We start from the raw sequence: 24,313 nt of genomic DNA, 5'->3' as shown, positions 1-24,313 counted from the left end.
GCAAGGTGCTTGTGTGACACACCACACTCCCCGTACCCTTGGTACATCGTGTCCGTACTAGTTGTACGTACCCCTCCCGTCCGCACCGAGACCTCCCGCACAGAGAGAAGATTCGCCATGGCAGCCGAATCGCTTCCGAAGTCCCGCATCCCCCTGTTCGACGGCATGAATCGCATCCCCGGCGGCCTCATGCTCATCCCCCTGATCCTCGGTTCGATCGTGGGGACGTTCGCCCCCGGCTTCCTCGAGCTCGGCAGCTTCACCACCGCCCTGTTCGCCGAGTCGGCCCTGCCGCTGATCGCCGTCCTGATCTTCGCTACCGGCATGCAGATCACCGCCAAGGCCTCCGGCCCCGTCCTGGCGACCACCGGCGTCGTCCTGCTGTTCAAGACGATCATCCCCGCCGCCCTCGTCGCCGGCCTCGGCCTCGTGGTCGGTATCGACGGCATCCTCGGGATCTCGATCCTCGCCCTCCTGGCCAGCTTCGATAACAGCAACGGCGGACTGTGGCTCGCCTTCACCGGACGCTACGGCGACTACCGCGACCGCGGCGCCTACATGGCGTCCGCCGTCAACGACGGCCCCTTCTTCACACTCCTCTTCCTCGGCATCTCCGGCCTCGGAAACATCCCGTTCCTCACCCTCCTCGCCGCGGTCATCCCCTTGATCCTGGGCTTCATCGTCGGCAACCTCGACGCCAAGTGGACCGAGGTCATGCGGCCCGTGCCGAACATCGTCATTCCGTTCTTCGCCTTTGCCCTCGGCACCGGCATCGACCTCCGCAACGTCATCACCGGCGGCCTCAGCGGCATCTTCGTCGGCATCGCTGCCACCCTCATCACCGGCACCCTCGTCTACATCGGCTACCGGTTCATCCTCCGCCGCGGCATCAAGTCCGGCATCGGCATCGCCTCCGCCACCACGGCCGGAAACTCGATTGCTACGCCGGCAATCGTCGCCGCAGCGGACCCCAGCTTCTCCCCGTTCGTCGAGGTCGCGACGGCGCAGGTCGCCTCGGCCGTCCTGGTCACGGCAATCTTCGCGCCGCTGCTGGCCACCTGGGTGCTCAAGCGCCAGGGTGGGCTGGACACGGACGACGCCGTAGCAGTCACCCCGACGTCCGCCTCCGAGCTCCCACCCGCAGGTGACCCGTCGGCGCCGACTGACCGTCGCCGTCGGACGCAGGACGACGACCGGCCGTGACACCTTCCGCACCCATTGTCGGCATTGCGGCCGACGACGTCACCGGCGCCACCGACTCGGTGGTCCAGTTCTCCCGCACCGGCTGGTCCTCCCGGCTGCTGCTGGGCGAACTCTTCCCGGACTCGGTGGCACCCGGCAGCGCCCTGGCGGTGAACACCGACGCCCGCGCGATGGACGCGACAACCGCCCAGCAGGCCACGGCGAGCGCCATCAGGAACCTCGTCACCGCCGGGTCGGACCGCCTGTACCTGAAGATCGATTCCACGATGCGCGGCAGCGTCCCGGCGCAGGTGGCCGGAGCGCTCGACGCGTGGCAGGAGCAGCACCCCGGCTGCTTCGCCGTCGTGTGCCCGGCCTACCCGGCCATGGGGAGGACCATCGAGGACGGCCTGCTGCGCGTCCACAGCGGACCGGTCGAGGACTCCCCCGCGGGCCGCGACCCGGTCACACCGGTCCCCACCAGCGAGTTCTCGCAGCTCCTGCCCGGCACCGCGACGATCAGCCTCAGCGGTACTGCCGACCATGATGCGCAGGCACTGCGGGACGCGGCGGGTAGCGGCGTCGTGGTCGTCAACGCAGCGTCCGATGACGACCTCCGCACCCTCGCGGCCGCGCTCGTCGTCGCCGGCCCGACGGCGATTCCCGCCGGGTCCGCCGGCCTCGCGGCAGCCATGGCGGCAGCCTGGGCCGAGGCCGGAGCAGTGCACGCCTCGGCCGAACCTGACCCGGCGCCACAGGGGCAGCGCATCGTCGTCGTCGTCAGTTCGCTGCACGACGTCGCCCGCGCCCAGACCGACCATCTGCGCGCCCAGCTGGACCCGGCCGACCTCCGCATCCTGCAGCCCGACGAATCCCTGCTCGACCAGCCGAACCGGCTCGCGCAGTGGGCCGCCGGAGAGCTCGAGGTCCCGGAGTCCCTGCCGCGGGTCGTCGTCATCACCTCCCCCGAGGCGGTCGGCGGCGCTGGAACCCTCAGCGGGACCGCCATCGCGAGCAGCCTCGCGTCGGTGGTGCAGCAGACCCTGGCCCGCGCCTCCGTCGGCGCCCTGGTGCTCGTCGGCGGCGACGGAGCCCGCGCCGTCCTCGACGCCACGCGGGCCCAGGCGCTGCGCATCACCGGCGCCATCCAGGAGGGCATCCCGGTCGGCGTCGTCGAAGGCGGCGCCGCCGCTGGAAAGATTGTCGTCACGAAGGCCGGCGGCTTCGGGCCGGTTACCGCCCTGCTCGACACCGTCACCGAACTCACCCGGACACTGACCACCCCCCTCGCCCACTCAACGGAGGCATCCTCATGAGCATCCCCACCCTCGCCGTCACTCTCGGCGACGTCGCCGGCATCGGACCGGAGATCACCGCGAAGTCCCTCCTCGGGCACGACGACGTCCGGCAGGAGTGCAGGCCCGTCGTCATCGGTGATGAGGCCGCCATGCGCCAGGGCGTCACCAACGTAGGCGGCGACCCGGACACGGTCCGCGTGCTGTCCTCGATCGAGGACGCGACGAACGAGCCCGGCGTCATCGAACTCCTGCAAACCGGCCCGTCCTTGGCCGACGTGAAGCTCGGCGAGCTCAGCCCGGCGGCGGGCGACGGCTCCTACCGCTTCGTGGTCGAGGCCTGCCGCCTGGCCCGCGAAGGCAAGGTCCAGGGCATCGTGACGGCGCCGCTCAACAAGGCCGCGATGCACGCCGGCGGGCACAAGTGGCCCGGCCACACGGAGCTGCTCGCGCACGAGTTCGGGGTGGAGAACTTCAGCCTCGTCCTCTCCGCGGGCGATCTCTACTTCTTCCACCTCACCACCCACGTCTCGCTGCGGCAGGCCATCGAGGACGTCACGCCGGAGCGCACCGGCAACGTCATCGAGCTGGTCAGTGCGTTCACGAAGGCGCTCGGCAACCCGGACGAACCGATCGGCCTCGCCGGTCTGAACCCGCACGCAGGCGAGAACCGCCTGTTCGGCGACGAGGACGCCGACATCCTCGCGCCCGCCGTCGCCGCTGCCCGCGAGAAGGGCATCAACGTACACGGGCCCATTCCCGCGGACGCGCTCATCCCCGCAGCGGTCAAGGGCAAGTGGAACATGGTCATCGCCTGCTATCACGACCAGGGCCACGCACCTTTCAAGGCGGTCTACGGCGACGACGGCGTGAACATCACCGTCGGCCTGCCTGTCGTCCGTGTCTCGGTGGACCACGGCACGGCGTTCGACATCGCCGGGCAGGGCATCGCCCGCGAAGCGAGCCTCGTGCTGTCTCTTCGGCGGGCTGCTGCCCTGGCGCCGGGCTGGGACCACGTCTGGCGGACCGCGCAGAAGAAGTAGGTCTTCCCGCGGTGAACCACCGTGCCCGACGACCAGGAGAGGACAAGCCACCGACGCCGTCGCGGCTTGTCCTCACCGGACGCCTAGGATCGGAATCATGACCAGCGACGAAGACCTCGACCCACCCATCCCCAGCTACCTCGAGGGCATCGAGCTCAAGCGGGTCCACGACGGCAAGGTCCTCGAAGAGCACGACGACGACAATCCGGCGCAGGCGGATGAGTCCGACTCTGCGTCCTGACGGTAGGGACAGTGGTTGAGATGGACACACCTGACACCCCTGGCCGCCTTCTCGACGCCGGGAGCAGCGAGCCGCTGCACCTGCAGCTCCGAGGGCATTTGCGGGCGCAGATTCTGAACCATTCACTGCCGCCAGGCACCTCGCTGCCCAGCGAGGCGCAGCTTCAGGTGCGCTACGGCGTGTCCCGGTCCGTGGTGCGCCAGGCCCTCGGTGCATTGACCGATGAAGGGCTGATCGAGCGCGGCCGCGGGCGCGGCAGCACCGTTGCTCCTCGCCGTGAGCACCACCGGCTGGTGCACCGCACGTCCGGGCTCTCGGCGCAGCTGGGCAGCACCGGGGCGAGCGTCGGTACGGAGGTGCTGTCGCTGACCGTGCAGGACGCCGATGCGTCGACCGCGGTCCTCGGGACTCCGCAGGTCCTCTTTCTCGAGCGGTTGCGGGCGGCCGACGGCGTGCCCATCGCCGTCATCCACACGTGGCTGCCTGCGCCGACCTTCACCAACCTGACGGCGGAAGCCCTTCACGATGCGTCTCTCCATGCGGTGCTCGGGGAGAAGTACGGTGTGCGGATCACCTCCGGCAAGCGGCAGATCCGAGCGGTGCCGGGCGACGGCGACCTGCTGCGGCTGCTGCAGCTGGAAGCGTCGTCACCCGTGCTGCTGCTGGAGGGAACGAGCTTCGATCAGGACGGGCGGCCGGTCGAGGTCTTCTCGACCTGGCACCACCCGGACCATGTGGTGTTCGACATCGACATCCAGCGGGAGCCACCGCATGCGCCGACCTCGGCTACCACTGTTCTTCCTGACTCCGTTTCCGACCAGGCGCGCCGGCTCAGTAAAGACCTCCTGCGCCTTGCTGCCGAGCTATCGTCGCCCGAGGATCGCCGCCTCGAATAGGGTCGATCAAAGCGGTATCGCCCATACCACCGACGACTCAGTACGAACTTCACAACGAACAGAGTGAGCCTCATGACAGACAGCGCATCGTCGACTGAACCGATGCCAAAGTGGCACGAATTCATGCGGCCAGTATTGAAGGTCCTCTCTGACGGTAGAACAAGGACCAGGCGCGAACTAATCGCTGATGTGCTTGATCAGGAGGCGATCCCCCCGGATCAGCGAGCCATCCTTCTCGCCTCGGGGCAACCGAGCGCTGAGAACCGAATCGGGTGGGCCATGTCCGACCTGACACGAGCAACTGCGGTGGCCAAACCGGAGCGCGGCCGCTTCATCATCACTGAAATTGGGAAGCAGTTACTCAGCGCCAATGCCGGAAACATCACGAAGGAAACGCTTCGAGCAATACCTGCGTACAACGACTACGAGCCAAGGCGTCAGAACATCTCAGCAAGCACCGCCGTGCAAAGGCGAGCCGATGAGGACTCCGAACTCGATCCGACAGAGCAGATCGAGAGTGGCATCGAACTCCTGCGAGCAGACGTGGCCACCGATCTCCTGAAGCGGCTGCAAGATCGGCATCCCGATTTTTTCGAGGAAGCCGTCGTGAAACTGCTCCTCGCGATGGGTTACGGCGGTGCCGAGAACCGGGGCCGGCGTATCGGGGGAACGGGCGACGGTGGCGTGGACGGAGTCATCGATCAGGACGCCCTAGGGCTCGACCAGATCTATATTCAGGCAAAGCGTTACGCAGCGGAGTCGACCGTTGGACGCGAGGCCATCCAGTCCTTCGTTGGAGCCCTCGCCGGGCGAGGAGCCACTCGCGGCGTCTTCATCACGACAAGTCGGTTCTCGACGCAAGCTCTTGAGTATGCGCGCGCTATCCCGACCCGAATTATCCTGATCGACGGCAAGCAACTCACCGACCTGATGATCCGACACTCCGTAGGAGTGCAGGTCGCGAAGGTGTACACCGTCGTTGAAGTCGATGAGGACTTCTTCGAGTAGTCACCTATCGAGACCGGAACCTACCGCCGCTATCCCGCAGGGACCACCTGCTCGATCGTCGGTGTGACCGGCGGAGGTGTGGAGATCGTCTCGGCGAAGCTCTGAAGGACAATGGTCCCGATCAGCAGCGCCACCGCCAGCAGCACGAGCCGCCCGAAAGCACCGAGGCAACTGGGCTGATTCCGACGTCGCGCCCTCCTCGAAGGCCGGGGTGACCGCGCCGGTGCAGTGTTACGCGGTCGCGGCATCGAGTCCGAGCCAGCCGCCGCGGCTCGGCGGTCTGCGAGCGCCGACGATACGGCGTCCGGTCGCGTGAGCAGGGCCGTCGTGGCGACAGCCGGACTCGTCGGCCCGGCGAGCAGTCCATGTAAGTAGTCGTGGATCACGCCCACCAGGGCGGGCTCGAGCACCGGCGGTAGTGTCCGCACGGCCTCGACGAGGTGATCCATCCCCAGGATGGTCACGCCGCCGGTCGGGCTGGGCAGCAGCTCCGGCTGACCGACGAGGCAGATCCAGGCCTGGGTCAGCGTGCGATGCTGCGGTTCGAGGAGTGCGGCCACCGCGGCGCCCTGGTCGAGGGCCTTCTCCATCTCCCGCCGTCGTGAAAAACCGTTCTGGCGGAGGTCGCCGTCGCGCAGGCGGACGTCGCCCGACCAGTTCTTCGCATCGATGACCAGCACGCCGCCCGGACCCACCAGGATGTGGTCCAGGTTCGCCTTCGGCCGACCGGGCCAGTGCACGTCGTGCAGAACCGCCCACCCCTCGGCCTCCAGCCGGCTCAGCTGGTCGCCGACCCGCTGCTCGCCCTCCGCCCCGGCAAGCCACGCCTGCTTGGTCCTCCGCGCCTGCTCGAGCTCGGCCTCCAGCCGCGAGACCCGCTCCCCCGCGCGACGCGCCTGCTCGGCCGCACCCTGTCCAGCTTCCACGTTCTCCCCCATACCGTCGTCCGCCCATCAAGCCTAGGAAGCGGCGGGCCACCGCGGGCGAAGGAAAAGCGCAGCAGTGCAGCAGGATTCAGGCACCCGTTATACCACCGAACCCGTGAACACAGGATGAACCAAGGTTGAACGGGTACCCTAGGGCACTAGTCTTGTCCACCCTTTGCGAAAGGTCGGACGTCAGTGGTGCCCGGCAGGCACCTGATGGTTGGAACGTGAGGTGTTGCCATGCAGTCCCGAATCCCCGGCGTGACCCGACGGGTCGGCGTCGTCGTCGGACGGCTGCTGGTCTACCTGCTCATCTGGGCCGGCCTCACCCTCCTCATCGCCGCCGCCGGCATCCGTTACTACTGGGGCGAGATCTCCGTCGGCCAGATGCGCCTCAACCTCGTGTCCGTCGAGACGGACGGCGGCGGTGACTTCCTGTGGAGGGGCATCCTCGCCATCGGCGTCGCGCCGCTCCTGATCACCGGCAGCATCGCGCTCGTCCAGTTCCTCCGGCGCCGGAACCGCCGTCAGGCGGACGACGGCGGACGCCCGTCCCGCGGGCCGCTCGTCAAGCGCGCGGTGTCCACCGCACTGGTAGCGGCCGTCGTCGTGGGCGGCACGACGGCGTTCTCCACAACCGTGGGCGTCGCCGACTACATCCGGGCGTCAACCTCCGACTGGGACATCCAGGACTTCCACGCCGAGCCCGTCGTCACCAGCGACGAGGACAAGCGGAACCTCGTGCTGATCTACCTCGAGTCCGGTGAGCAGACCCTCGCCGACGACCAGCTGTTCGAGAAGGACGCCTTCGCGCCGCTGAAGGACGTCACGCAGGCCGCCGACGGGTGGCAGACCATCGAGGACCTCCAGCAGTACCAGGGCGGCGGCTGGACCATGGCCGGGCTCGTCGGGACCCAGTGCGGCATCCCCCTCAAGGGCGGCAGCGCGTCGGACGAGAGCAGCGGCCGTGCCGCCGTGCCGGAGGACGACGTCGACACCTACCTGGGGGGCGCCACCTGCCTCGGCGACGTGCTCAGCGACCACGGGTACACGAGCACCTTCCTGGGCGGCGCGAACTCCTCGTTCGCCGCGAAGGACACCTTCCTCCGGGGCCACGGCTACTCCTCCATCAAGGGCCTCGCCCAGTGGCGGGCCGTCGGCGAGTCCGCCTCGGACTTCCGCCCGGACTGGGGCCTCAGCGACGAGCGCCTGCTCGCCAACGCCCGCGAGGAGCTCGACGCGCTGCACGCGGAGTCCGAGCAGACGGGCGAGCCGTTCAACCTCTCCGTCCTGACGCTCGACACCCACGAGCCGGTCCACGTGTACGACTACTGCTCGGTCGACACCGAGCAGGAGGTCACGTCGGTGTTCGCCTGCTCCATGGAGCTCGTGGCCGGCTTCGTCGACCACATGGAGGAACAGGGCTACCTCGAGGACACCGCCGTGGTGATCATGGGCGACCACCTCAAGCACATGAGCGCCGGCGACGCCTTCCACGAGCAGCTGGACCACCACGAGAACCGCACCATCTTCAACCGCATCTGGATGCCGGGCGGCGCCGGGCTCACCCCTCGCTCCGGTATCGACCAGCTGAATCTCTACCCGACGATCCTCGAGGCCGCGGGCCTGACCCTTCAGGGCCGCGAGGCCGGCGTCGGCGTCTCGGCCTTCTCGCCGGACATCCCGGTGGATTCGGCCCAGGCGCTCGATGACAACTTCTACGCCGAGCTCCTCAACTCGAACTCGCCGTCCTTCTACTCCGACGCGTGGGCGGACGGGGACGCGGCGCCGTAGCCGCGATCCCGCTCCTAGGACCCGACACGGTATTAACCACAGATGAACGTACGTTGAACGCCCGGCATCCCAGGGCTACTATCCGATTGGCCCGACGGGTCGCCGCCACGAGCGGTCGACGACTTGTGGGCTCATCGAAGGCGAGGTGACGGTATGGCCGATCAAATTCTGCACGTGATCCGACGGGCAGGCATCATTCTGGGCTATGCGCTCGTCTACGTCCTGATCTGGGCGGGACTCACCCTGCTCATCGCCGCGATCGGTATCCGCTACTACTGGGGCGAGATCTCCGTCGGCCAGATGGTCCTGAACCTCGTCTCCGTGGAGACGGACGGCGGTGGCGGCGGCGTGGTCTGGGCCGGCATCCTCGGGGTCGGCGTCGCACCCCTCGTCATCACCGCCCTAATCGGCGTCGTGCACTTCCTCAGGCGCCGCACGCGCCGCCGGTCCGGAGCCGACGCACGGCCCCGCCGCGCGAAGGTGCTCACGCGCTCGGTCTCCACCGTCCTCGTCGGCGCCCTCGTCATCGGTGGCACCACCGCCTTCGCCACCACCGTGGGCGTGGCGAGCTACATCCGGGGCGCGAACTCCGACTTCGACCTCGGCGACTTCTACGTGGAGCCCGTCATCACCAGCGAGGAGAACGCGCGGAACCTGGTGGTGGTCTACCTCGAATCGGGCGAGGGCACCCTCCAGGACGAGGAACTCTTCGAGAAGGACGCCTTCACTCCCCTGAAGGACGCCACCCCGGCCTCCGAGGGCTGGCAGGAGGCCCCGGCCCTCCAGCAGTACCAGGGCGGGGGCTGGACGATGTCCGGCATCGTCGCGAGCGAATGCGGGATCCCACTCAAGGGCACCGGCGCTGCGGCCGGTGCGCCCCCGTCGAACGACCTCGGCACGGACACCCCCACCTACCTCCCCGGCCTGACCTGCGCCGGCGACCTCCTCCAGGAGCGCGGCTACACGAACGTGTTCCTGACCGGCGCCAACGCCGCCTTCGCCGCGAAGGAGACCTACCTCCGCACGCACGGCTACGCCGAGGTGAAGGACCTCGATGACTGGCGTGCCGCCGGCGACCCGCCGGAATCCTTCCGCGAGGACTGGGGACTGAGCGACGGCCAGCTCATGACCCACGCCAAGGAGGAGGTCGACCGGCTGCACGCCGAGTCGGAACGGACCGGGCAGCGGTTCAACCTCTCGATGCTGACACTGGACACCCATGAGCCCGCGCACGTGTACGACTACTGCACGGTGGACACCGAGCTCGACATCCCGTCCGTGTACTCCTGCTCCATGGCGCAGGTCGCAGGACTCGTCGACCACATGAGGGAGCGCGGCTACCTTGAGGACACCGCCGTGGTGATCGTGGGCGACCACCTCAGGCGATCCCCCGCCGGCGATCCGCTGCACGAGCAGATCGAAGGTAACCCGAACCGCTCCATCTTCAACCGGATCTGGGTCCCGGGAGGCAGTGGGACCGCCGAACTGCGGTCCGGCATGGACCAGCTGAGCGTGTACCCGACCGTGCTGGAGGCCGCGGGACTGACCCTCCAGGACGGTGCGGCGGGGCTCGGCGTCTCGGCCTTCTCGACGGAGATCCCGCGGGGCTCCGCGCAGGCCCTGGCACCGGATGCCTACAACGAACTGCTGGAGGCACTCTCGATCCCGTTCTACGACCGGGCCTGGGGCGTCAGCGACGCACCCTAGCGGTCCATCACGACGCCGGGCGCGTCGTCGATGACATGCCCCGTGGGTCGCTGACGCGCCGCGCCGGCCTCACTGGTCCGCGGCGCCTCACCACGTGAGCTCGTCGAGGCCCACCACTTCCGCGTACTTGGCCTGAAGGTCGTAGAGCGTGGCCCGCTGCACCGCGTCGTCCCGGTCGCCGACGGCGTCGCGGACGACGATCGGCACGAAGTCGTGCTGGATGGCGTCGACCGCCGTCGCCCGGACGCAGCCGCTCGTGCTGACGCCGATGATGATGACGGTGTCCACCTCTGCCTCGTGGAGGAGCGCTGCCAGGTCGGTGCCGAAGAAGGCGCTGGCCGACTGCTTGACCAGCACCGTCTCCCCTTCGAGCGGGGCGACGTCGGGCATGAGTTCGCCTAGGGGCGGCACCCCGCCGTCCGGCGCCGGCCGGATGAGCAGCTGCAGCGCGGGCACCTTCCGGAGGAACACTCCCCCGTGCGCGGCGTCGTCGAACCGCACCACCGTGTGGAAGACGGGGTACCCCGCCGCCCGTGCGGCTGCCAGGACGGCTGCGGCTCCGTCGAGACACGACGACGACGGCAGGCACAGCGGACTGGCGTCGTCGAAGTAGGCCCGCATGAGGTCGACGGCGATGACGGCGCGGCGCGGTCCCGGCGTCAGCGTCCCGTCGAAGCCGGAGGAGAAGCCGGAGGACAACCCCGGGGAGGACCTGGCGGACGACCCGGCGGACGACCCTGCGGAGGACCCGGGCGACGATACGTCGCCGGACCCCGCGGACGATGACCCCGATGCAGCGCCCGACGGCGACGACTCCCCGGACCCTGCAGACGCGGGACCGGACGGGTCGACTGCAGCAGCCACTACACCGCCAGCGGTGGGGTCGGCGCCGGCAGCCCGGTCTCGGCGAGGCTGTTGGCCAGGAGGTTCTCCATGGAATCGCCCCGGTTGAACAGCGGCAGCGGCTCCTCCCGACCCTCGCGCATCGACTCGCGCACCGTGGTCGTGGCAGCAGCGTCGAGGTCGCCGTCGTCGTCGCACACCACCCCGTACGTGCGGGCGCCGGCCTGCGTGACGAGGCCGCGCCGCACCTCCTTGCAGACGAGCTCGGGGTCGCGGGCCAGCGGGTCGCCCCAGCCGCCGCCGCCCCACGTCACGAAGTGGAGGACGTCGTCCCTGCCGACGGCGACGTCGTGCACCTTGGACGCGAGCACCACGCGCGTGCCGTCCGCCCGGTCGATCCACTTGGTCCCGCGCGCGCCGGGCTCGCCGCCCTTCACGCCCCAGGGGTAGGTGAGCCAGCGGTCGTCGTGGATGGCGATGGTGCCGGCTTCGAGGAACCGGTAGGCGACGTCGACGCCATTGCCGCCGCGGTGCAGTCCCGCACCGCCGCTGTCCGGGATGGTCTCCCAGCGGTCGATGATCAGCGGGTAGTAGCTCTCGAGGTACTCGCAGGGGATGTTGACGAAGGAGGGCCACAGCGAGTGGCCGTCGGGGCCGTCGCCCACAGGCCGCCCGGGGATCCCGCCGAAGCCGATCGAGTAGAGCTGGAACCACTCCCCCTTCCGCTCGCCCTCGCTGTAGTTCCCCGAGTACATGAAGTGCGGTGAGGAGGAGAAGCCGGCGGCGTTCAGCAGGTCCGGGTTGGCCTGGCCGAGGAGCCCGCCGAAGAGGTCGAACAGGCGGCCGATGCCGTGGTTCCTGCCGTTGAGCGCCGCCGGGTAGGCCGGCTTTTAGAACGAGTTCTCCGGGATCTCGACGTCCACGAGCGGGTAGAAGCCGTCGTTCCAGAGGATCTGCGGGTCCGCGACGGTGATCATGTAGATGCCGAAGAACATCCGGATCAGGTTCTCGTTGATGTAGTAGTTGATGGGCCCCTGCGCCTGCGGGGCGCTGCCGGTGAGGTCGATCAGCACCTTGTCGCCGGTCCGCGTGATGGTCATCGTCAGCTCGTACGGACCGTAGCCGCGGCCGTCGTCGTCGATGTAGTCGGTGAAGGAGAGCGGCTTGCCCTCCTCGAACACCAGCGCCAGCAGCGCCTTCATGGCCCGGTAGTTCCGGTCCAGCAGGGCGTTCAGCGCGGACGTGTACGTGTCCACCCCGAACCGCGCGCACATCTCCTGCACCCGGCGCGACGCCGTCCGGCACGCCGCGACGATCCCGTTGAGGTCCGCCCGGTTCCAGTCCGGCTTCCGCACCTGGTTGAGGATGATGCCGAGCGCCGTGTCGTCCCGCTCGCCCTTCCGGTAGAGCTTGAAGGGCGGGATGATCACGCCCTCCTCGAAGATGGTCCGCGCGTCCGTCGGCATGGACGCGGGCGTCTTCCCGCCGACGTCGGTCATGTGCCCGAACTGCGACGCCCACCCCACGATCCGCCCCTCGAAGAAGATGGGCATGACCACGAGCCAGTCGTTCGCGTGGCTGATCGCCGCCCCGCACGAGTACGGGTCCGACGTCATGAGGACGTCGCCCTCCTCGATGGTGCCGCTGAAGTTCGCCAGGAAATCGGGGATGGACAGACCGAACTGGCCGACGATCATCTTGCCCTCGGGGTCGGCGATGAGCGGGAACTCGTCGTGCTGCTCGCGGATGCCCGGGGAGAGCGCGGTGCGGAAGAGGGTCTCGTCCATCTCGTAGCGGGCACTGCGGAGGGCGTTCTCGATGAGGTCGAGCGTCACCACGTCCACGTCGACCGCGGTCAGGTCCGAGGTGGCGGTCTCGATCAGCTGGGCCATGGGTCAGTCCTCACTCGTGGTTGCTGCTGCGTAGTTCTCGATCGGCCGGATCAGGAGGCTCCCGTGGTGGTGCACCGTGGCCGCGTGCCCCGGGAGCACCAGCGTGGTGGAGTCCATCTCGGCGACGACGGCGGGACCGGTGATCACGTTCCCGGCCTTCAGGAGGTGCCGGTCGTAGATGGAGGCCTCGTGGTGCTCGCCGCCCACGAAGATGGAGTGCGTGCTGCGGAGCGCCGGGAGCGGATCGCTGCCACCCTTCTCCAGGGTGATGCTCGCGACCTCGGGCCGTGGTCCGCTCACCGTGGCGCGGGCCGTCACCAGCTCGTGCTCATTGTCGAGGAGGAAGGCGAAGAGCCGCTCGTGCTCGGTGTCGAAGGAGGCCCGCAGCGCCGTCAGGCCGCCGTCGTCGCCGCTTTCCCTGAAGGTCCGGAGGTCCACCTGGATGGGGATCTCGAAGCCCTGCCCGTGGTAGCGGAGGTCCGCCGAATAGGTGACGGTCAGGTTCTCCTCCGCGAGGCCCGCGGCGAGGAGCGACTCCTTCGCCGTCGCCGCGAGGTCCTCCAGGACACCGCGCACCTGGGCGTCGTCGAGCTCGCTGAAGCGCCGCACGAGGGTCCGGGCGGACTCGTCGCGGAGGCTCGTGGTCGCGTCGCCATAGGCGCACAGCACACCGGGCGACGGCGGGATGATCACCGGCCAGGCACCCGTGAGCTTGCCGAGCGCGTTGGCGTGCAGCGGACCCGCGCCGCCGAAGGCCACGAGCGCGAAGTCCCGCGGGTCGAAGCCCTGCTGCGTGGAGACGAGCTTCAGCGCTCCGTAGATGTTCTCGTTGACGATGTCGATGATGCCCTCGGCCGCGCTCTCGACGCCGTCGAGTCCGATCGCCTCCGCAATGGTCTTCACCGCGGTCCCTGCGGCCTCGACGTCGAGGCCGATCTCACCACCGGCGAGCTGGGACGGCAGGAAGCCGAGCACCACGTTCGCGTCCGTCACGGTGGGCTCGCTGCCGCCCTTGGCGTAGGACGCCGGACCGGGCACCGCGCCCGCGGACTGCGGGCCCACCCGGAGCGCGCCCGTCAGCTGCGGGACATGGGCGATCGACCCGCCGCCGGCGCCGACCGTCCGGACGTCCACCGACGTGGCGCGGACGGTCAGGTCACCGACCGTCGTCTCGCGGCCGATCCGCGGCGTGAGGTCCTGGACGAGCGCGACGTCGGTGGACGTACCGCCCATGTCGAAGGTGAGGAGGTTCTTGAAGCCGGCCTGCTCGGCGGCCCAGACCGCACCGGTCACGCCGCCCGCCGGGCCGGAGAGCAGCAGGGACACGGGGTTGTCGGCGGCGACCTTCCCGGAGACGAGTCCGCCGTCGCTCCTGAGGATGGAGAGGTGGCCCTCGATGCCGGCGGCCGTGAGCTTGTCCTCCAGATTGCCGACGTAGCGCGAGACCTGGCCCTGCACGTAGGCGTTGGCGACGGTGGTGATGGTGCGCTCGTACTCGCGGAGCTCGGGCAGCACCACCGAGGAGACGGAGACGGGGACGCCGGGCAGTTCCTCGGCCGCGAGCTCGGCGATCCGCACCTCGTGGCTGCCGTTCGCGTAGGAGTTGATGAGGCTGATGCTCAGGGCCTCGATACCGCGTTTCCTGAGCTTCCGCAGCTGGGTGCGGACGTCGTCGTCGTCGAGCTCGATGCGCACCTCGCCGCTGGTGGTGACGCGCTCGTTCACCTCGACCGTGTCCTCGAGGTCGGCGAGCGGCTCGGGCTTGGGCCAGATGATCCAGCCGGCCAGGCCGCCGGGCACGAAGGACCGGGCGATCTGCAGGACCTGCCGGAATCCCTTGGTGGTCACCAGGCCCACGCGGGCGCCCTTGTGCTCGAGGATCGCGTTCGTGGCCACGGTGGTGCCGTGGAGCACCTCCGTCACCTCCGACGTCGGGACCCCTGCGGCGCGGCAGGCCTGCTCGATGCCGTGGAGCACCCCGATGGACTGGTCCTCGGGCGTCGACGCCGTCTTGTACCGGTGGGTCTCGCCGGTGGCCTCATTGATGAGGAGGATGTCCGTGAATGTGCCGCCCACGTCTACGCCGAGCCGAAACGCCATCAGGTCTCCTCTGGGTGGGGGTGGATCAGGGTGCTGCCTGGACGGGGCCCTGGGCTGCGCGACGCGCCGGATGGGGGACGCGGCGCGTCGCGCAGGGCTGGTGGTGCACTCGCGGACAGGTGGTGTCGCTCGAACCCGTGCAGGAGAAGGGGGGCTCCGGCACGAAGTGGCGTGCGTCACGCCGTCCGCTGGTGAAAGCGTAGGAGCGCCGGGCGGGAGCGTCAATGGGTTGCATACAACTTTCTGTGACGACACCGAATATCCCTTGCCTTCCCGCCGCACGAGTGCGAAGTTGTATACGTTCGGCCACCTTGTCCGGACATCCCGACGCCCCGGAGGCCTGCCGATGACCGCCAGTGAGACTCCCTCCCCCGACCAGCCTCCGGCGTCGACCGGACCTCTCGCGGGCCTCCGCGTCGTCGAGCTGGGACAGCTGCTCGCCGGACCGTTCTGCGGCCAGATGCTGGGTGACCTCGGGGCCGACGTCGTGAAGATCGAGGACCCGGCCACGGGTGATCCCCTCCGCCAGTGGGGCCGGCAGCTCCCCGAGGGGCAGTCCCTGTGGTGGTCCGTGGTGGGACGGAACAAGCGGTCCGTGACCCTCAATCTGCGCGAGGCGGAGGGCCAGGACCTCGCACGGAAGCTGATCGCCGGCGCTGACATCCTGATCGAGAACTTCCGTCCCGGCACCATGGAGCGCTGGGGCCTCGGGTACGCCGACCTCGCCGCCCTGAACCCGGGCCTCATCATGGTGCGCGTCTCCGGGTTCGGCCAGGACGGACCCTACGCGCAGCGGGCCGGGTACGGGGCCATCGGTGAGGCGATGGGCGGCCTCCGCTACGTGGTCGGCGATCCTTCGACGCCGCCCTCGCGGGTCGGCATCTCGATCGGGGACACGCTCGCGGCCCTGTTCGCGACCATCGGGGCGCTCGCCGCGGTCCGCGAGCGCGAGGTGAGCGGCCGCGGGCAGATGGTCGACTCGGCGATCTACGAGGCAGTGCTCGGCGTCATGGAGTCCCTCGTCCCCGAGTGGCAGATCTCCGGCTACCAGCGCGAGCGGACCGGCGCCATCCTCCCGAACGTCGCGCCGAGCAACGTCTACCCGACCGCGGACGGCTCCTGGCTGCTGATCGCCGCGAACCAGGACACGGTGTTCGGACGGCTCGCCGCAGCCATCGGGCAGCCGGACCTCGCCACGGATCCCCGGTACGCGACGCACGGCGCCCGCGGGGAACGCCAGGCCGAGCTCGACGCCCTGATCGGCGCCTACACCTCCACGCAGGACGCCGCCGTCCTCGAGGCCGCGCTCGAGGCGCACGGTGTCCCCGCCGGCAAGATCTTCCGCCCCGTCGACATGCTCACCGATCCCCAGTACCTCGCGCGCGAGTCCATCACCGAGGTGCAGCATCCCGTCCTCGGCCCCGTCGCGCAGCAGAACGTCTTCCCCCGGCTCAGCCGCACCACCGGTACGGTCCGCTGGCCCGGTCCGCCGCTCGGCGAGCACACGGCCGCGGTCCTCGCCGAGGTGGGGGTCGACGACGACGCCCTCGCCGCCCTCCGCGAGCGGGGACTCGCATGAGCAGGTCACCCTCGGACCACCGGGTCGCCGATGTCGGGGTCGACCGCGCCACCCCCGCCTCGCTGCGTGAGCGGGGGCTCGCGTGAGCATCCCCGGTCTGCCGTCCTCGATCCGGCTCGTGGAGGTGGGGCTGCGCGACGGCCTGCAGTCGGTGCCCGCGATGGTGCCGACGACGGACAAGGTGGAGCTGGTGCACCTCCTCATCGATGCCGGGGTCCGCGAGATCGAGGCCGTCAGCTTCGCCCACCCGAAAGTCCTCCCGCAGCTCGCCGACGCCGCCGAGGTCATGGCCGCCGTCCCCAGGATGGACGGCGTCCGGTACCGCGGACTCGCGCCGAACTTCCGGGGCGCCGAACGCGCCGTGGACTGCGGACTGGACGAGCTCGTCGTCGTCGTGTCCGCCGACGAGGAGGTGAGCCTCCGGAACCAGCGGCTCACCGTCGGGCAGATTCTGGCCGACGTCGAGCGCATCGGGGCGCTCTCCGACCGGGCGGGTATCCGGTTCGTCGTCGCGGTCGCCTGCGCCTTCTTCGCTCCCGCGCGCGGGCCCGTGACGCGGGAGGAACGACTGCGCGTCGTCCGTGCCGCCGTGGACGCCGGGGCCGACGGCGTGTATTTGGCGGCCACCTCGGGCGAGGAGGAGCCGGGCGAGATGTACGACGGCATCGCCGAGGTGCGGCGCCTCTACCCTGGGCTGGATGTCGGCGTGCACTTGCACAACCGCAACGGATTCGCGCCCGCCAACGCGCTCGCGGCGATGCTCGCAGGCGCCACCTGGCTCGAGGGATCCTTCGCCGGGCTCGGCGGGGACCTGTGGTTCCCGGGAGACCCGTCGGTGCTCGGCAATGCCGCCCTGGAGGACCTCGTGCACCTGTGCGACGGGCTCGGTATCGCCACGGGCATCGACCTCGACCGGTACATGCTGGCCTCGGACCGGATCGTCGAGCTCACCGGGCGGGCGTCGTCGTCCTTCGTGTCGAGGGGCGGTACCCGCGCCGCACTGGCCGCCGCGTCCTGGCCCGACGCGATAGCGTGACGGGCATGGAGATGACTGCCGCCGCCGTGCCCGCTCCCCCCGCGCCGCTGACGCATGCACAGCGGGACGCCCCGCGGGATGAGAGCGCCTACGGGCGGCTGCGGTCGATGATCGCCTCCGGGGAGCTGGCCGCCGGGTCGTGGCTGCGCGAGGCGAACCTGGCGGAACGCATCGGGGTCAGCCGGACCCCCATCCGGGAGGCGCTCAGCCGGCTGGCGGCCGAGGGGCTCGTGGAACTCAGCCGCAACAAGGGCGCGCAGGTGGTCGACTTCTCGCCCGAGGACGTCGCCGGCCTGTACGACGTCCGCGCGGGCTTCGAGCCGCACGCCGTCCTGCTGTCGGTGCCGAACCTGACGGACGAGGACGTCGTCGAGCTCGCAGCGCTCTCGGCGCGCATGGAGGCCGTGGTCGCGAACGGCGGCGACATGGAGGGGCTCAGTGCCCTCAACGCGGCGTTCCACGGGATCTTCATCGAGCGGTGCGGCAACCGGCACGTCGCGACGGCGCTGCAGGCCGTCATGCGGCCCGCCGTCGTCGCGCACACGTTCCGCAAGTACAGCGGCGAGGCGCTCCGTCGATCGATGCAGCACCACGCGGAGCTCGTGGCCGCGGCGGAGGCGCGCGACGGCGAGTGGGCTGAGGCCGTGATGCGCACCCACATCCTCGCGGCGCGGAACGCGGCGGGCGCGAACCCCTCGACGCGGTAGGTCCCGCGCGTCCGAGGCAGCCTGGTCCGCACTGCCGGCACACCGGCCCCGAGACCGGGGGCCGACGTGTCGATGGACTAGGGAACCTCCGGCCCGAACCCCTCAGGGAAGGGGAACAGGTGCCCGTTGCACGGCTTCCAGGCCGCAGACACACGTCCAACAGTGGTCGCACACCACGACTCTGCCCAGCGCAGGTCTGCTCCCGACGAGCCCACGGGGGTCCGTGCGGCGAACTCTACTCAGCACGGACGACCGGGGGAAGGACGGGGGCCTCAGGCAACACTGCCGGCCAGGGCGTCGCGGCGACCAGCGGCCCGCTCGACCTGGACCTCCTTGTGCGACAGGATCGGGGGATGACCTACGAACTGCGCACCTACACCGCGACTCCCGGCAAGATGGACGCCCTCATGGAGCGCTTCCGCTCCGTCACCATCGACCTTTTCACCGAGCACGACATGACGAGCCTCGGCTACTGGACGCCCGTCGACAACCCCGAGGTCCTCGTCTACCTCCTTCAGCACGACGGCGATCCCAAGGCGAACTGGACGGCGTTCGGTACGGACCAGCGGTGGATCGACGCGAAGGCGGCGTCGGAGATCGACGGGTCGCTGACGGAGAAGATCGAGACGGTCATGCTCGACGCGACCGATCTGGTGCCGGTGCTCCTGAAGCGGTAGTCCCGACCGCATAGGCCATGTAGTTGCGCTCTGCAACCTATTCCTGAGGTCAGCGGTCCCCGCCTCATGAGGACAGCCGCCCCCGTACGGTCGGGGAACCAGCACCACCAACGTCTCAGGAGTATTCAATGAAGAAGATCTCGATCGCCCTGGCCACCACCGCCGTCGCCGGCCTGTCCGTCCTGTCCGCAGGCCCGGCCCTGGCCGTCGGCCTGCCGTTCAACAACTGCAGCGAGGCTGCAGCGGTGGGCGTCTACAACATCCCGGCCGGAACACCTGGGTACCAGCTCGGCCTCGATGCTGACAGGGACGGCTTCGGCTGTGACGCCGCAGGCACGCCTGCCTACGACGCCAATGTCGTCGCCCGGATCGTCGCTGAGAACACTCCTGTCGCTCCCCCGGTGACGCCGACCGTGCCGCAGCAGATGGGCCAGATGCCCGTCGGCGGCGCGGATACCGGCGTCGCCCAGACCCCGCAGGGCGACGACTCGGCCGCCCTCGCGCTCGGTGGCGGCCTGGTGCTGGCCGTCGTCGGCGGAGCCTTCGTCGTCCGCCGTCGGATGGCCACGAACTGACGCGTCCTCGATCCTGACGATGCCCGGCACCTGGTGTGCCGGGCATCGTCGTGTCCGACCCTCTCGCGGCGTCGTGCTCAGATGCGCGACACCTTCTGCGTTCCCGCGAGGACCTGGAAGGACTCCGACAGGCTCGACGTCGCCGCCCTGTCGGTCCGGTCGGACAGCACGTACCAGTCCATGCGCATGCCGCCGGGCCGCACCTCGAGGACCGAGTACCCGTGGGAGTCGAAGTCGAGGTACTTGACGTGCGGGTTGTTGGTCCGGAAGCGCGCTTCGACCCCGAGGGACGCCGTCCGCGGCGGTGCTCCCAGGATGTCGTCGAGGTTGTCGCTGGTCACGGAGGTGCACACCAGTTCCGTCCCGACGGAGGCGCCGGTGACGGGATAGGTGGCACGGTCCGCGGGAAGATCGCAGGCCCACCCGGAGTGGATGTCACCGGTGAGGAAGACCGTGTTCTCGATCCCGTTGTCGCCGAGGTGCCGCAGCACCCGTGACTGGTCCGCCGTGTAGCCGTCCCACTGGTCGATGTTGTACGGGACGCCGTCGACCGTCGTCGCACCCATCAGCTTCTCCATGCCCTCGACGGCGGCCGCGCCGAGCGCGGGCGGGAAGAGGACCGGCGTGATCATGACCGAGTTGCCCACCAGCTTCCACTGCGCCTGCTGCGTCGACAGTCCGTCGAGCAGCCACTCCATCTGCGCCTCGCCCGTGATGCTGCGGTCCGGGTCGCCGATGGCGGGGTCCGTCGTCGTCGCCGCCTGCTGGTCGCGGTAGGACCGGAGATCCAGCATGGAGATGCTCGCCAGCGACCCGAAGGCGAGCCGGCGGTACAGCTGACCGCCGGCCTCGTAGCGGACGGGCATCCACTCGGCGTACGCCTGCATGGCGGCCGCGCGGCGGTCCACCCACGCGCCCTCGGCCCCCTCGGTGTGGTTCTCAGCGCCGCCCTCCCACGCGTCGTTCGTCGACTCGTGGTCGTCCCACGTCACGACGAACGGCACCGCGGCGTGCAGCGCCTGCAGGTCCGGATCCTGCTTGTACTGCGCGTGCCGGCGCCGGTAGTGCTCCAACGTGGTCATCTCGACGGGCGGATCGTGCGGGCGGACGACGACGTCGCGCGCCTGGTACTCCCCCGGCGCGTACTCGTAGAGGTAGTCCCCGAGGTGCAGTACGAGGTCGAGGTCCCCGCGCGCGGCGAGGTGGCGGTAGGACGAGAAGTACCCGGCCTGCAGGTTGGCGCAGGACACGACGCCGACCCGCAGGAGATCGACGGCCGCTTGCTCCGCAGGAGCGGTCCGGGTGCGGCCGACCGGCGACTGCTCATGACCGCTGATGAACCGGTACCAGTACCCGGTGGCGGGTAGCAGCCCGCGCACGTCGACCTTCACCGTGTGGTCACGCTCGGGCCCCGTCTTCGCAGTACCGCGCGCCACGATGCGGCGGAAGTCCGACGTCGTCGAGACCTCCCAGCGGACCGGTACCGCCGGACCCCGACCGGACCCCGGCTTGGCATCCCGCCTGGGTGTCACGCGTGTCCACAGCAGGACGCCGTCGGGCAGCGGATCTCCGGACGCGACGCCATGGGTGAAGGTGCCGGTCGCGGCGGCGGCGGGCGTGGACCGGGCGGTGGTGACGGGAACGACGACGGCGCCGGCTGCGGCGACCGTGCCGGCAGCCCGGAGGACGGTGCGGCGGGAGAGGGAAGTCATGGATCGATCTAAACCCGCCAATCCGCATCCTGGATGGTTACCCGGCGCTCTTCCTCGAGAGTTCGCCGAGCGTTCACCTCCTGCGCAGGTGCGTGCTCGCCGGAGCGCCGGGCCTCCTGACACGGCAGGATCAGCCGGTCGTCGCGTCGCCACGGGTCAGGCGCCGGAGGACCAGGAGGAGGACCCCGACGAGACCGAACACGACACCCGCTGCCGCCAGGAGCAGGACGCTCGCGCCGGTCGACGCCAGTTCGCCGGTCGGGCTGAAGAACCCGTCGTCGGACCCGTCGTCAAACCCGTCGTCAGGGCCACCGCCCGTACCCGGGCCGCCACTCGAGCCGTTGTCTGGACCACTGCCTGGACCACTGTCTGGACCGCTGTCGATGGGTTCATCGGCCGGTACGGGCAGCGTCGGCGAAGGTGTAGGCGCAGCTGACGGCGTCGGACTCGGTGAACCGGTTGGCGGAGAAGTCGGCGCGGGGGTGGGGCTCGGCGGCGACGTCGGCGTCGGCGAGGCGGTCAGCGTCGGGGTCGGCGTCGGCGTCGGGGAGGCGGTCAGCGTCGGCGTAGGGGTCGGCGTCGGCGTAGGGGTCTGCGTAGGGGTCTGCGTAGGGGTCTGCGTAGGGGTCGGTGCAACCGAGACCGCGAACAGCGTGGTGGTCCCGGACACCTCGTTGCCGACGGCGAGCATCGGCTGGCCGGTCGGCGAACCCTCCGCCGGGATGAAGGTGATACCTTCCGGGCCGAGGTCGCCCGCGAGCGCGAGGTCGCCGCCGTCGCCGACCGACTGCGCTAAGTCGCGGTTGTTCACATAGGTGACGAAGGTGCTCGCCACGGGGTTCGTGATGTCGTAGACGGCGATCCCACCCACCCGCTCGAAGCCGATGAACGCATAGGTGCGGCCGTCGATCTCGCCGACGGTGACCCCCTCGGGCTCGGGGCCCTTGTCGTCGCTGCGGCCCTCGAGGTTGGACTCCGTGTGGTTCGAGTTGAAGAACCCGGGGTTCGCCGCTGCGGTGATCTGCTCGAAGTCGTCGCCGGAATCGAACACCTGGGTGCCGTCCGGGGTCCAGATCGAGAACGAGCGTGCACCGAAGGCGAAGAGTTCGTCATAGCAGCCTGCCTCAGTGAGGCCGCTCGCGGTACTGACGTTCAGACGCCCCAGATCACCGTCGCCGGTCAGGCCTGCGAGAGGGCTGTCGGCGCAGAGCGGAGCACGTGTGCCGGTGCCGAGGTCCTTCACGCGCGCACCCTCCACGTAGTCGCCCCATTCGCGGGCGTCGCCTTCGTTGGCCGTGACCAGGTAGGTCTGCCCGCCCACCGAGTACGCGCTCATCGCGTCCGGCATGTAGAGCCCGTTGAGCCCCTCGTACGTGCGGATGCTGATGGTCGGCGCTCCCTGCGGGTCGCGATCCGACGCGTCGAGCCCGTTGCCGGGCAGCCCGTGGTTCTTCGCACCGAGCGGCAGGAGGCCGGTGACCTCGGCGGCACCCAGGTCGACGACGGCGATCGCGTTGTTCTCCTGCAGCGTCACGTAGGCGGCGCCGCCGTCGATCGCGACGTACTCCGGCTCGAGGTTCTCCGACACGGGACGCGCGGACCCGGCGACACCCGCGAAGATGCGGACGCCGTCGGGCAGCGCCCTGGTCCCACCGTTCCCCGGCGCCTCGTACGCACCGAAGCCGGCCGAACGGACGGCATCCTGCAGCGGAGCAGCCAGGCCGGACGGCAGGGCGACGACGCTGACGGACCCTTCCGGGTCCACGGTGTAGTCCTCGTTCGGCTCGCCCTCGTTCGCGACGACGGCGTAGGCCCCGTCCCCGGACAGGGCCACCATGTCCGGCAGCGCTCCGACCTGCACCGAGCCGAGGATGTCCCCACTTCCCGCGGCGTCGAAGAACACGAGGGAGCCCGCGTCGGTCTTGACGGGCGCTTCGAGGGCGATGACGCCCAGTCCGTCCGGCCGGATGGCGACAGAGTTGGCGACGCCGTCGCCCGCGATGGTGAAGAGCTTGGCGGGGGTGGTGGGATCGGCGACGTCGAGGACGTCCACCGCCCCGAGCAGCGCGTTGACGACGAAGAGCCGTTGGCTGCCGGCGTGGTACGCGACGATCTCGGCCGCCGACTCGTCGAAGACCCCGCTCTCGTAGGAGCCGATCGGCTCGAGCGTCAGGGCCGCGTCCTCGCCCGGGAAGCTGATCGGCGCCGGGACGACGGCACCGACCGCCGGGAGCGCGAGCAGGCCCGCCCCGCTGAGGGCGACGGCGGCGAGCGCGGCGGCAGCTCGGGTGGCGGTACGGCGGGTGGGGCTGGACGACGGCATGCTGCTCCCGGGTCAGGACGGACGGGTCCTGTCCTGTCTACGAAGCGAACATGGCTCCCGGGTGAACGCACCTCTGCCGGGGAGTGACGATCGGAGGGACACCCTGGTCCTCTGCCACGGCGGCATCCGGCGGCGGGGTCAGGGCGTGATGGTGTCGATCAGGGCGATGATGCGGTCGATCGTGGACGGATCGGTCTCCGACGGCATGGCGCCTGTACCGCTGAGGGACGCGGTGAAGTAGATCCCGTCACCGAGCAGCATGACCAGGTGCACCATGTCCTCGTTCCCGAGGGCTTCCAGCAGGACGTCGAACCACTGGACCCGGCACCACGCGAGCAGCTCGTTGGCCCCGGGGTTGGAACCCTGCGCGAGGCGGGTCACCGCGACGTTGCACCGCTCGAGCGGGCTCGCGATGTCGAGCGAACTCCTGATGTAGTAGCGCGCGGCCTCGGCGGGAGCCGCGCGCATGATCCCGAGGTCCTCCTCGACGAGCACGCGCAGGCGGTCGAAGAGCGCAGCGGTCAGCTCGTCCTTCGAGCGGAAATGGTAGGTCAGCCCGCCCTTGGAGACGCCGGCGCGCTGCGCTATCGCGTCGAGCGTCGCGCTGCGCTCCCCCTCGGTCACCAGCAGGTCCTCGTAGGCGTCGAGCAGTCGCTGGGGGGTCCGTGGGGCGAGGCGCATGAGGGGAAGTCTAGGGGCTGGTCAGAAAACCGACTGGTCGGTATTGTGTGCTGCATCACCGCGTCGGAGGACCGACGCCGCCGAGGAGTCGAGGTC

19 protein-coding genes and 1 pseudogene are annotated in these 24,313 nt (G+C 69.8%); 13 read left to right on the top strand and 7 right to left on the bottom strand.

Going from position 1 to position 24,313, the window contains the following annotated elements; genetic code table 11:
* Positions 1 to 117 precede the first annotated feature (117 nt).
* The 6 genes from FNH21_RS15475 to FNH21_RS15450 all read left to right on the top strand — a co-directional run bounded on the left by FNH21_RS15475 (position 118) and on the right by FNH21_RS15450 (position 5,665).
* A complete protein-coding gene (locus tag FNH21_RS15475; RefSeq protein ID WP_152816938.1) occupies positions 118 to 1,203 on the top strand; it encodes a 2-keto-3-deoxygluconate permease in 1,086 nt (361 codons plus the stop codon).
* Positions 1,200 to 2,498, top strand: coding sequence for a four-carbon acid sugar kinase family protein (locus tag FNH21_RS17450; RefSeq protein WP_152816937.1), 1,299 nt, complete (start codon positions 1,200 to 1,202; stop codon positions 2,496 to 2,498). Before FNH21_RS15475 ends, FNH21_RS17450 begins: the two co-directional genes overlap by 4 nt.
* Positions 2,495 to 3,520: a 4-hydroxythreonine-4-phosphate dehydrogenase PdxA gene (pdxA, locus tag FNH21_RS15465; RefSeq protein WP_152816936.1), complete on the top strand. Its 1,026-nt coding sequence runs from the start codon at positions 2,495 to 2,497 to the stop codon at positions 3,518 to 3,520. The genes FNH21_RS17450 and pdxA overlap by 4 nt, the downstream gene beginning before the upstream one ends.
* A 97-nt stretch (positions 3,521 to 3,617) precedes the next feature.
* Entirely contained in the window at positions 3,618 to 3,761 is a 144-nt protein-coding gene (locus FNH21_RS15460; protein ID WP_157365822.1) for a hypothetical protein, read from the top strand.
* 20 nt (positions 3,762 to 3,781) lie between these two features.
* Entirely contained in the window at positions 3,782 to 4,657 is an 876-nt protein-coding gene (locus FNH21_RS15455; RefSeq protein ID WP_152816935.1) for a GntR family transcriptional regulator, read from the top strand.
* A gap of 72 nt (positions 4,658 to 4,729) precedes the next feature.
* Positions 4,730 to 5,665: a restriction endonuclease gene (locus FNH21_RS15450; protein WP_206687070.1), complete on the top strand. Its 936-nt coding sequence runs from the start codon at positions 4,730 to 4,732 to the stop codon at positions 5,663 to 5,665.
* A gap of 29 nt (positions 5,666 to 5,694) precedes the next feature.
* Here FNH21_RS15450 and FNH21_RS15445 read toward each other — a convergent pair whose 3' ends face one another.
* Entirely contained in the window at positions 5,695 to 6,591 is an 897-nt protein-coding gene (locus FNH21_RS15445; RefSeq protein ID WP_191932044.1) for an NERD domain-containing protein, read from the bottom strand.
* 240 nt (positions 6,592 to 6,831) lie between these two features.
* Between FNH21_RS15445 and FNH21_RS15440 the strand changes: the two genes are divergently transcribed.
* Together FNH21_RS15440 and FNH21_RS15435 are read left to right on the top strand one after the other, a co-directional pair.
* Complete coding sequence (locus FNH21_RS15440) at positions 6,832 to 8,385, top strand: sulfatase-like hydrolase/transferase (protein WP_152816933.1); 1,554 nt, start codon at positions 6,832 to 6,834, stop codon at positions 8,383 to 8,385.
* A gap of 153 nt (positions 8,386 to 8,538) precedes the next feature.
* Positions 8,539 to 10,092 (top strand): LTA synthase family protein, encoded by a 1,554-nt coding sequence (locus FNH21_RS15435; RefSeq protein ID WP_152816932.1) that lies wholly within the window; start codon positions 8,539 to 8,541, stop codon positions 10,090 to 10,092.
* An 87-nt stretch (positions 10,093 to 10,179) separates the two neighbouring features.
* On the opposite strand, the gene FNH21_RS15430 is transcribed toward FNH21_RS15435, so the two are convergent.
* From FNH21_RS15430 to FNH21_RS15420, 3 genes and pseudogenes are all read right to left on the bottom strand, one after another.
* Positions 10,180 to 10,791, bottom strand: a complete 612-nt coding sequence (locus FNH21_RS15430) for an isochorismatase family protein (RefSeq protein ID WP_152816931.1) — start codon at positions 10,789 to 10,791, stop codon at positions 10,180 to 10,182.
* A 164-nt stretch (positions 10,792 to 10,955) separates the two neighbouring features.
* Positions 10,956 to 12,827 (bottom strand): annotated as a pseudogene (locus FNH21_RS17165) (hydantoinase B/oxoprolinase family protein).
* Between the two features lie 3 nt (positions 12,828 to 12,830).
* Positions 12,831 to 14,927 carry a hydantoinase/oxoprolinase family protein gene (locus tag FNH21_RS15420; RefSeq protein ID WP_152816930.1) on the bottom strand — a complete coding sequence of 699 codons (2,097 nt, stop codon included), beginning with the start codon at positions 14,925 to 14,927 and terminating at the stop codon, positions 12,831 to 12,833.
* 346 nt (positions 14,928 to 15,273) lie between these two features.
* On the opposite strand from FNH21_RS15420, the gene FNH21_RS15415 reads away from it, so the two are divergent.
* The 5 genes from FNH21_RS15415 (at position 15,274) to FNH21_RS15395 (ending at position 19,501) form a co-directional block, all read left to right on the top strand.
* The gene (locus FNH21_RS15415) at positions 15,274 to 16,506 is read left to right on the top strand and encodes a CaiB/BaiF CoA transferase family protein (RefSeq protein ID WP_152816929.1); all 1,233 of its coding nucleotides are present in this window, start codon (positions 15,274 to 15,276) and stop codon (positions 16,504 to 16,506) included.
* 82 nt (positions 16,507 to 16,588) lie between these two features.
* Positions 16,589 to 17,542: a hydroxymethylglutaryl-CoA lyase gene (locus FNH21_RS15410; RefSeq protein WP_338403315.1), complete on the top strand. Its 954-nt coding sequence runs from the start codon at positions 16,589 to 16,591 to the stop codon at positions 17,540 to 17,542.
* A 5-nt stretch (positions 17,543 to 17,547) separates the two neighbouring features.
* Positions 17,548 to 18,249 carry a GntR family transcriptional regulator gene (locus FNH21_RS15405; RefSeq protein WP_206687068.1) on the top strand — a complete coding sequence of 234 codons (702 nt, stop codon included), beginning with the start codon at positions 17,548 to 17,550 and terminating at the stop codon, positions 18,247 to 18,249.
* Between the two features lie 353 nt (positions 18,250 to 18,602).
* The gene (locus FNH21_RS15400; protein ID WP_152816928.1) at positions 18,603 to 18,926 is read left to right on the top strand and encodes an NIPSNAP family protein; all 324 of its coding nucleotides are present in this window, start codon (positions 18,603 to 18,605) and stop codon (positions 18,924 to 18,926) included.
* Between the two features lie 128 nt (positions 18,927 to 19,054).
* Complete coding sequence (locus FNH21_RS15395) at positions 19,055 to 19,501, top strand: excalibur calcium-binding domain-containing protein (protein ID WP_152816927.1); 447 nt, start codon at positions 19,055 to 19,057, stop codon at positions 19,499 to 19,501.
* 77 nt (positions 19,502 to 19,578) lie between these two features.
* Here FNH21_RS15395 and FNH21_RS15390 read toward each other — a convergent pair whose 3' ends face one another.
* The 3 genes from FNH21_RS15390 to FNH21_RS15380 form a co-directional block, all read right to left on the bottom strand.
* Positions 19,579 to 21,213, bottom strand: a complete 1,635-nt coding sequence (locus FNH21_RS15390; protein WP_152816926.1) for an alkaline phosphatase D family protein — start codon at positions 21,211 to 21,213, stop codon at positions 19,579 to 19,581.
* Positions 21,214 to 21,343: 130 nt separating this feature from the next.
* Positions 21,344 to 23,536, bottom strand: coding sequence for a choice-of-anchor I family protein (locus FNH21_RS15385; protein ID WP_191932043.1), 2,193 nt, complete (start codon positions 23,534 to 23,536; stop codon positions 21,344 to 21,346).
* Positions 23,537 to 23,674: 138 nt separating this feature from the next.
* Entirely contained in the window at positions 23,675 to 24,217 is a 543-nt protein-coding gene (locus tag FNH21_RS15380) for a TetR/AcrR family transcriptional regulator (RefSeq protein WP_152816925.1), read from the bottom strand.
* Positions 24,218 to 24,313: the final 96 nt, after the last annotated feature.

Origin of the sequence: Arthrobacter bussei (genome assembly GCF_009377195.2) — a bacterium.
Classification (GTDB): domain Bacteria; phylum Actinomycetota; class Actinomycetes; order Actinomycetales; family Micrococcaceae; genus Arthrobacter_D; species Arthrobacter_D bussei.
Note: the sequence above shows the minus strand (reverse complement) of the source record. Positions and strands in the feature narration are given on the sequence as shown.

What these genes read in the sequence shown, in the direction of transcription:
- FNH21_RS15390 (WP_152816926.1), bottom strand. Translation starts at nt 21,213, where the DNA reads ATGACTTCCCTCTCCCGCCGCACCGTCCTCCGGGCTGCCGGCACGGTC.
- FNH21_RS15385 (WP_191932043.1), bottom strand. Translation starts at nt 23,536, where the DNA reads ATGCCGTCGTCCAGCCCCACCCGCCGTACCGCCACCCGAGCTGCCGCC.
- FNH21_RS15405 (WP_206687068.1), top strand. Translation starts at nt 17,548, where the DNA reads ATGGAGATGACTGCCGCCGCCGTGCCCGCTCCCCCCGCGCCGCTGACG.
- FNH21_RS15440 (WP_152816933.1), top strand. Translation starts at nt 6,832, where the DNA reads ATGCAGTCCCGAATCCCCGGCGTGACCCGACGGGTCGGCGTCGTCGTC.
- FNH21_RS15380 (WP_152816925.1), bottom strand. Translation starts at nt 24,217, where the DNA reads ATGCGCCTCGCCCCACGGACCCCCCAGCGACTGCTCGACGCCTACGAG.
- FNH21_RS15460 (WP_157365822.1), top strand. Translation starts at nt 3,618, where the DNA reads ATGACCAGCGACGAAGACCTCGACCCACCCATCCCCAGCTACCTCGAG.
- FNH21_RS15420 (WP_152816930.1), bottom strand. Translation starts at nt 14,927, where the DNA reads ATGGCGTTTCGGCTCGGCGTAGACGTGGGCGGCACATTCACGGACATC.
- FNH21_RS15450 (WP_206687070.1), top strand. Translation starts at nt 4,730, where the DNA reads ATGACAGACAGCGCATCGTCGACTGAACCGATGCCAAAGTGGCACGAA.
- FNH21_RS15400 (WP_152816928.1), top strand. Translation starts at nt 18,603, where the DNA reads ATGACCTACGAACTGCGCACCTACACCGCGACTCCCGGCAAGATGGAC.
- FNH21_RS15395 (WP_152816927.1), top strand. Translation starts at nt 19,055, where the DNA reads ATGAAGAAGATCTCGATCGCCCTGGCCACCACCGCCGTCGCCGGCCTG.
- FNH21_RS15475 (WP_152816938.1), top strand. Translation starts at nt 118, where the DNA reads ATGGCAGCCGAATCGCTTCCGAAGTCCCGCATCCCCCTGTTCGACGGC.
- FNH21_RS15415 (WP_152816929.1), top strand. Translation starts at nt 15,274, where the DNA reads ATGACCGCCAGTGAGACTCCCTCCCCCGACCAGCCTCCGGCGTCGACC.
- FNH21_RS15455 (WP_152816935.1), top strand. Translation starts at nt 3,782, where the DNA reads ATGGACACACCTGACACCCCTGGCCGCCTTCTCGACGCCGGGAGCAGC.
- FNH21_RS15435 (WP_152816932.1), top strand. Translation starts at nt 8,539, where the DNA reads ATGGCCGATCAAATTCTGCACGTGATCCGACGGGCAGGCATCATTCTG.
- pdxA (WP_152816936.1), top strand. Translation starts at nt 2,495, where the DNA reads ATGAGCATCCCCACCCTCGCCGTCACTCTCGGCGACGTCGCCGGCATC.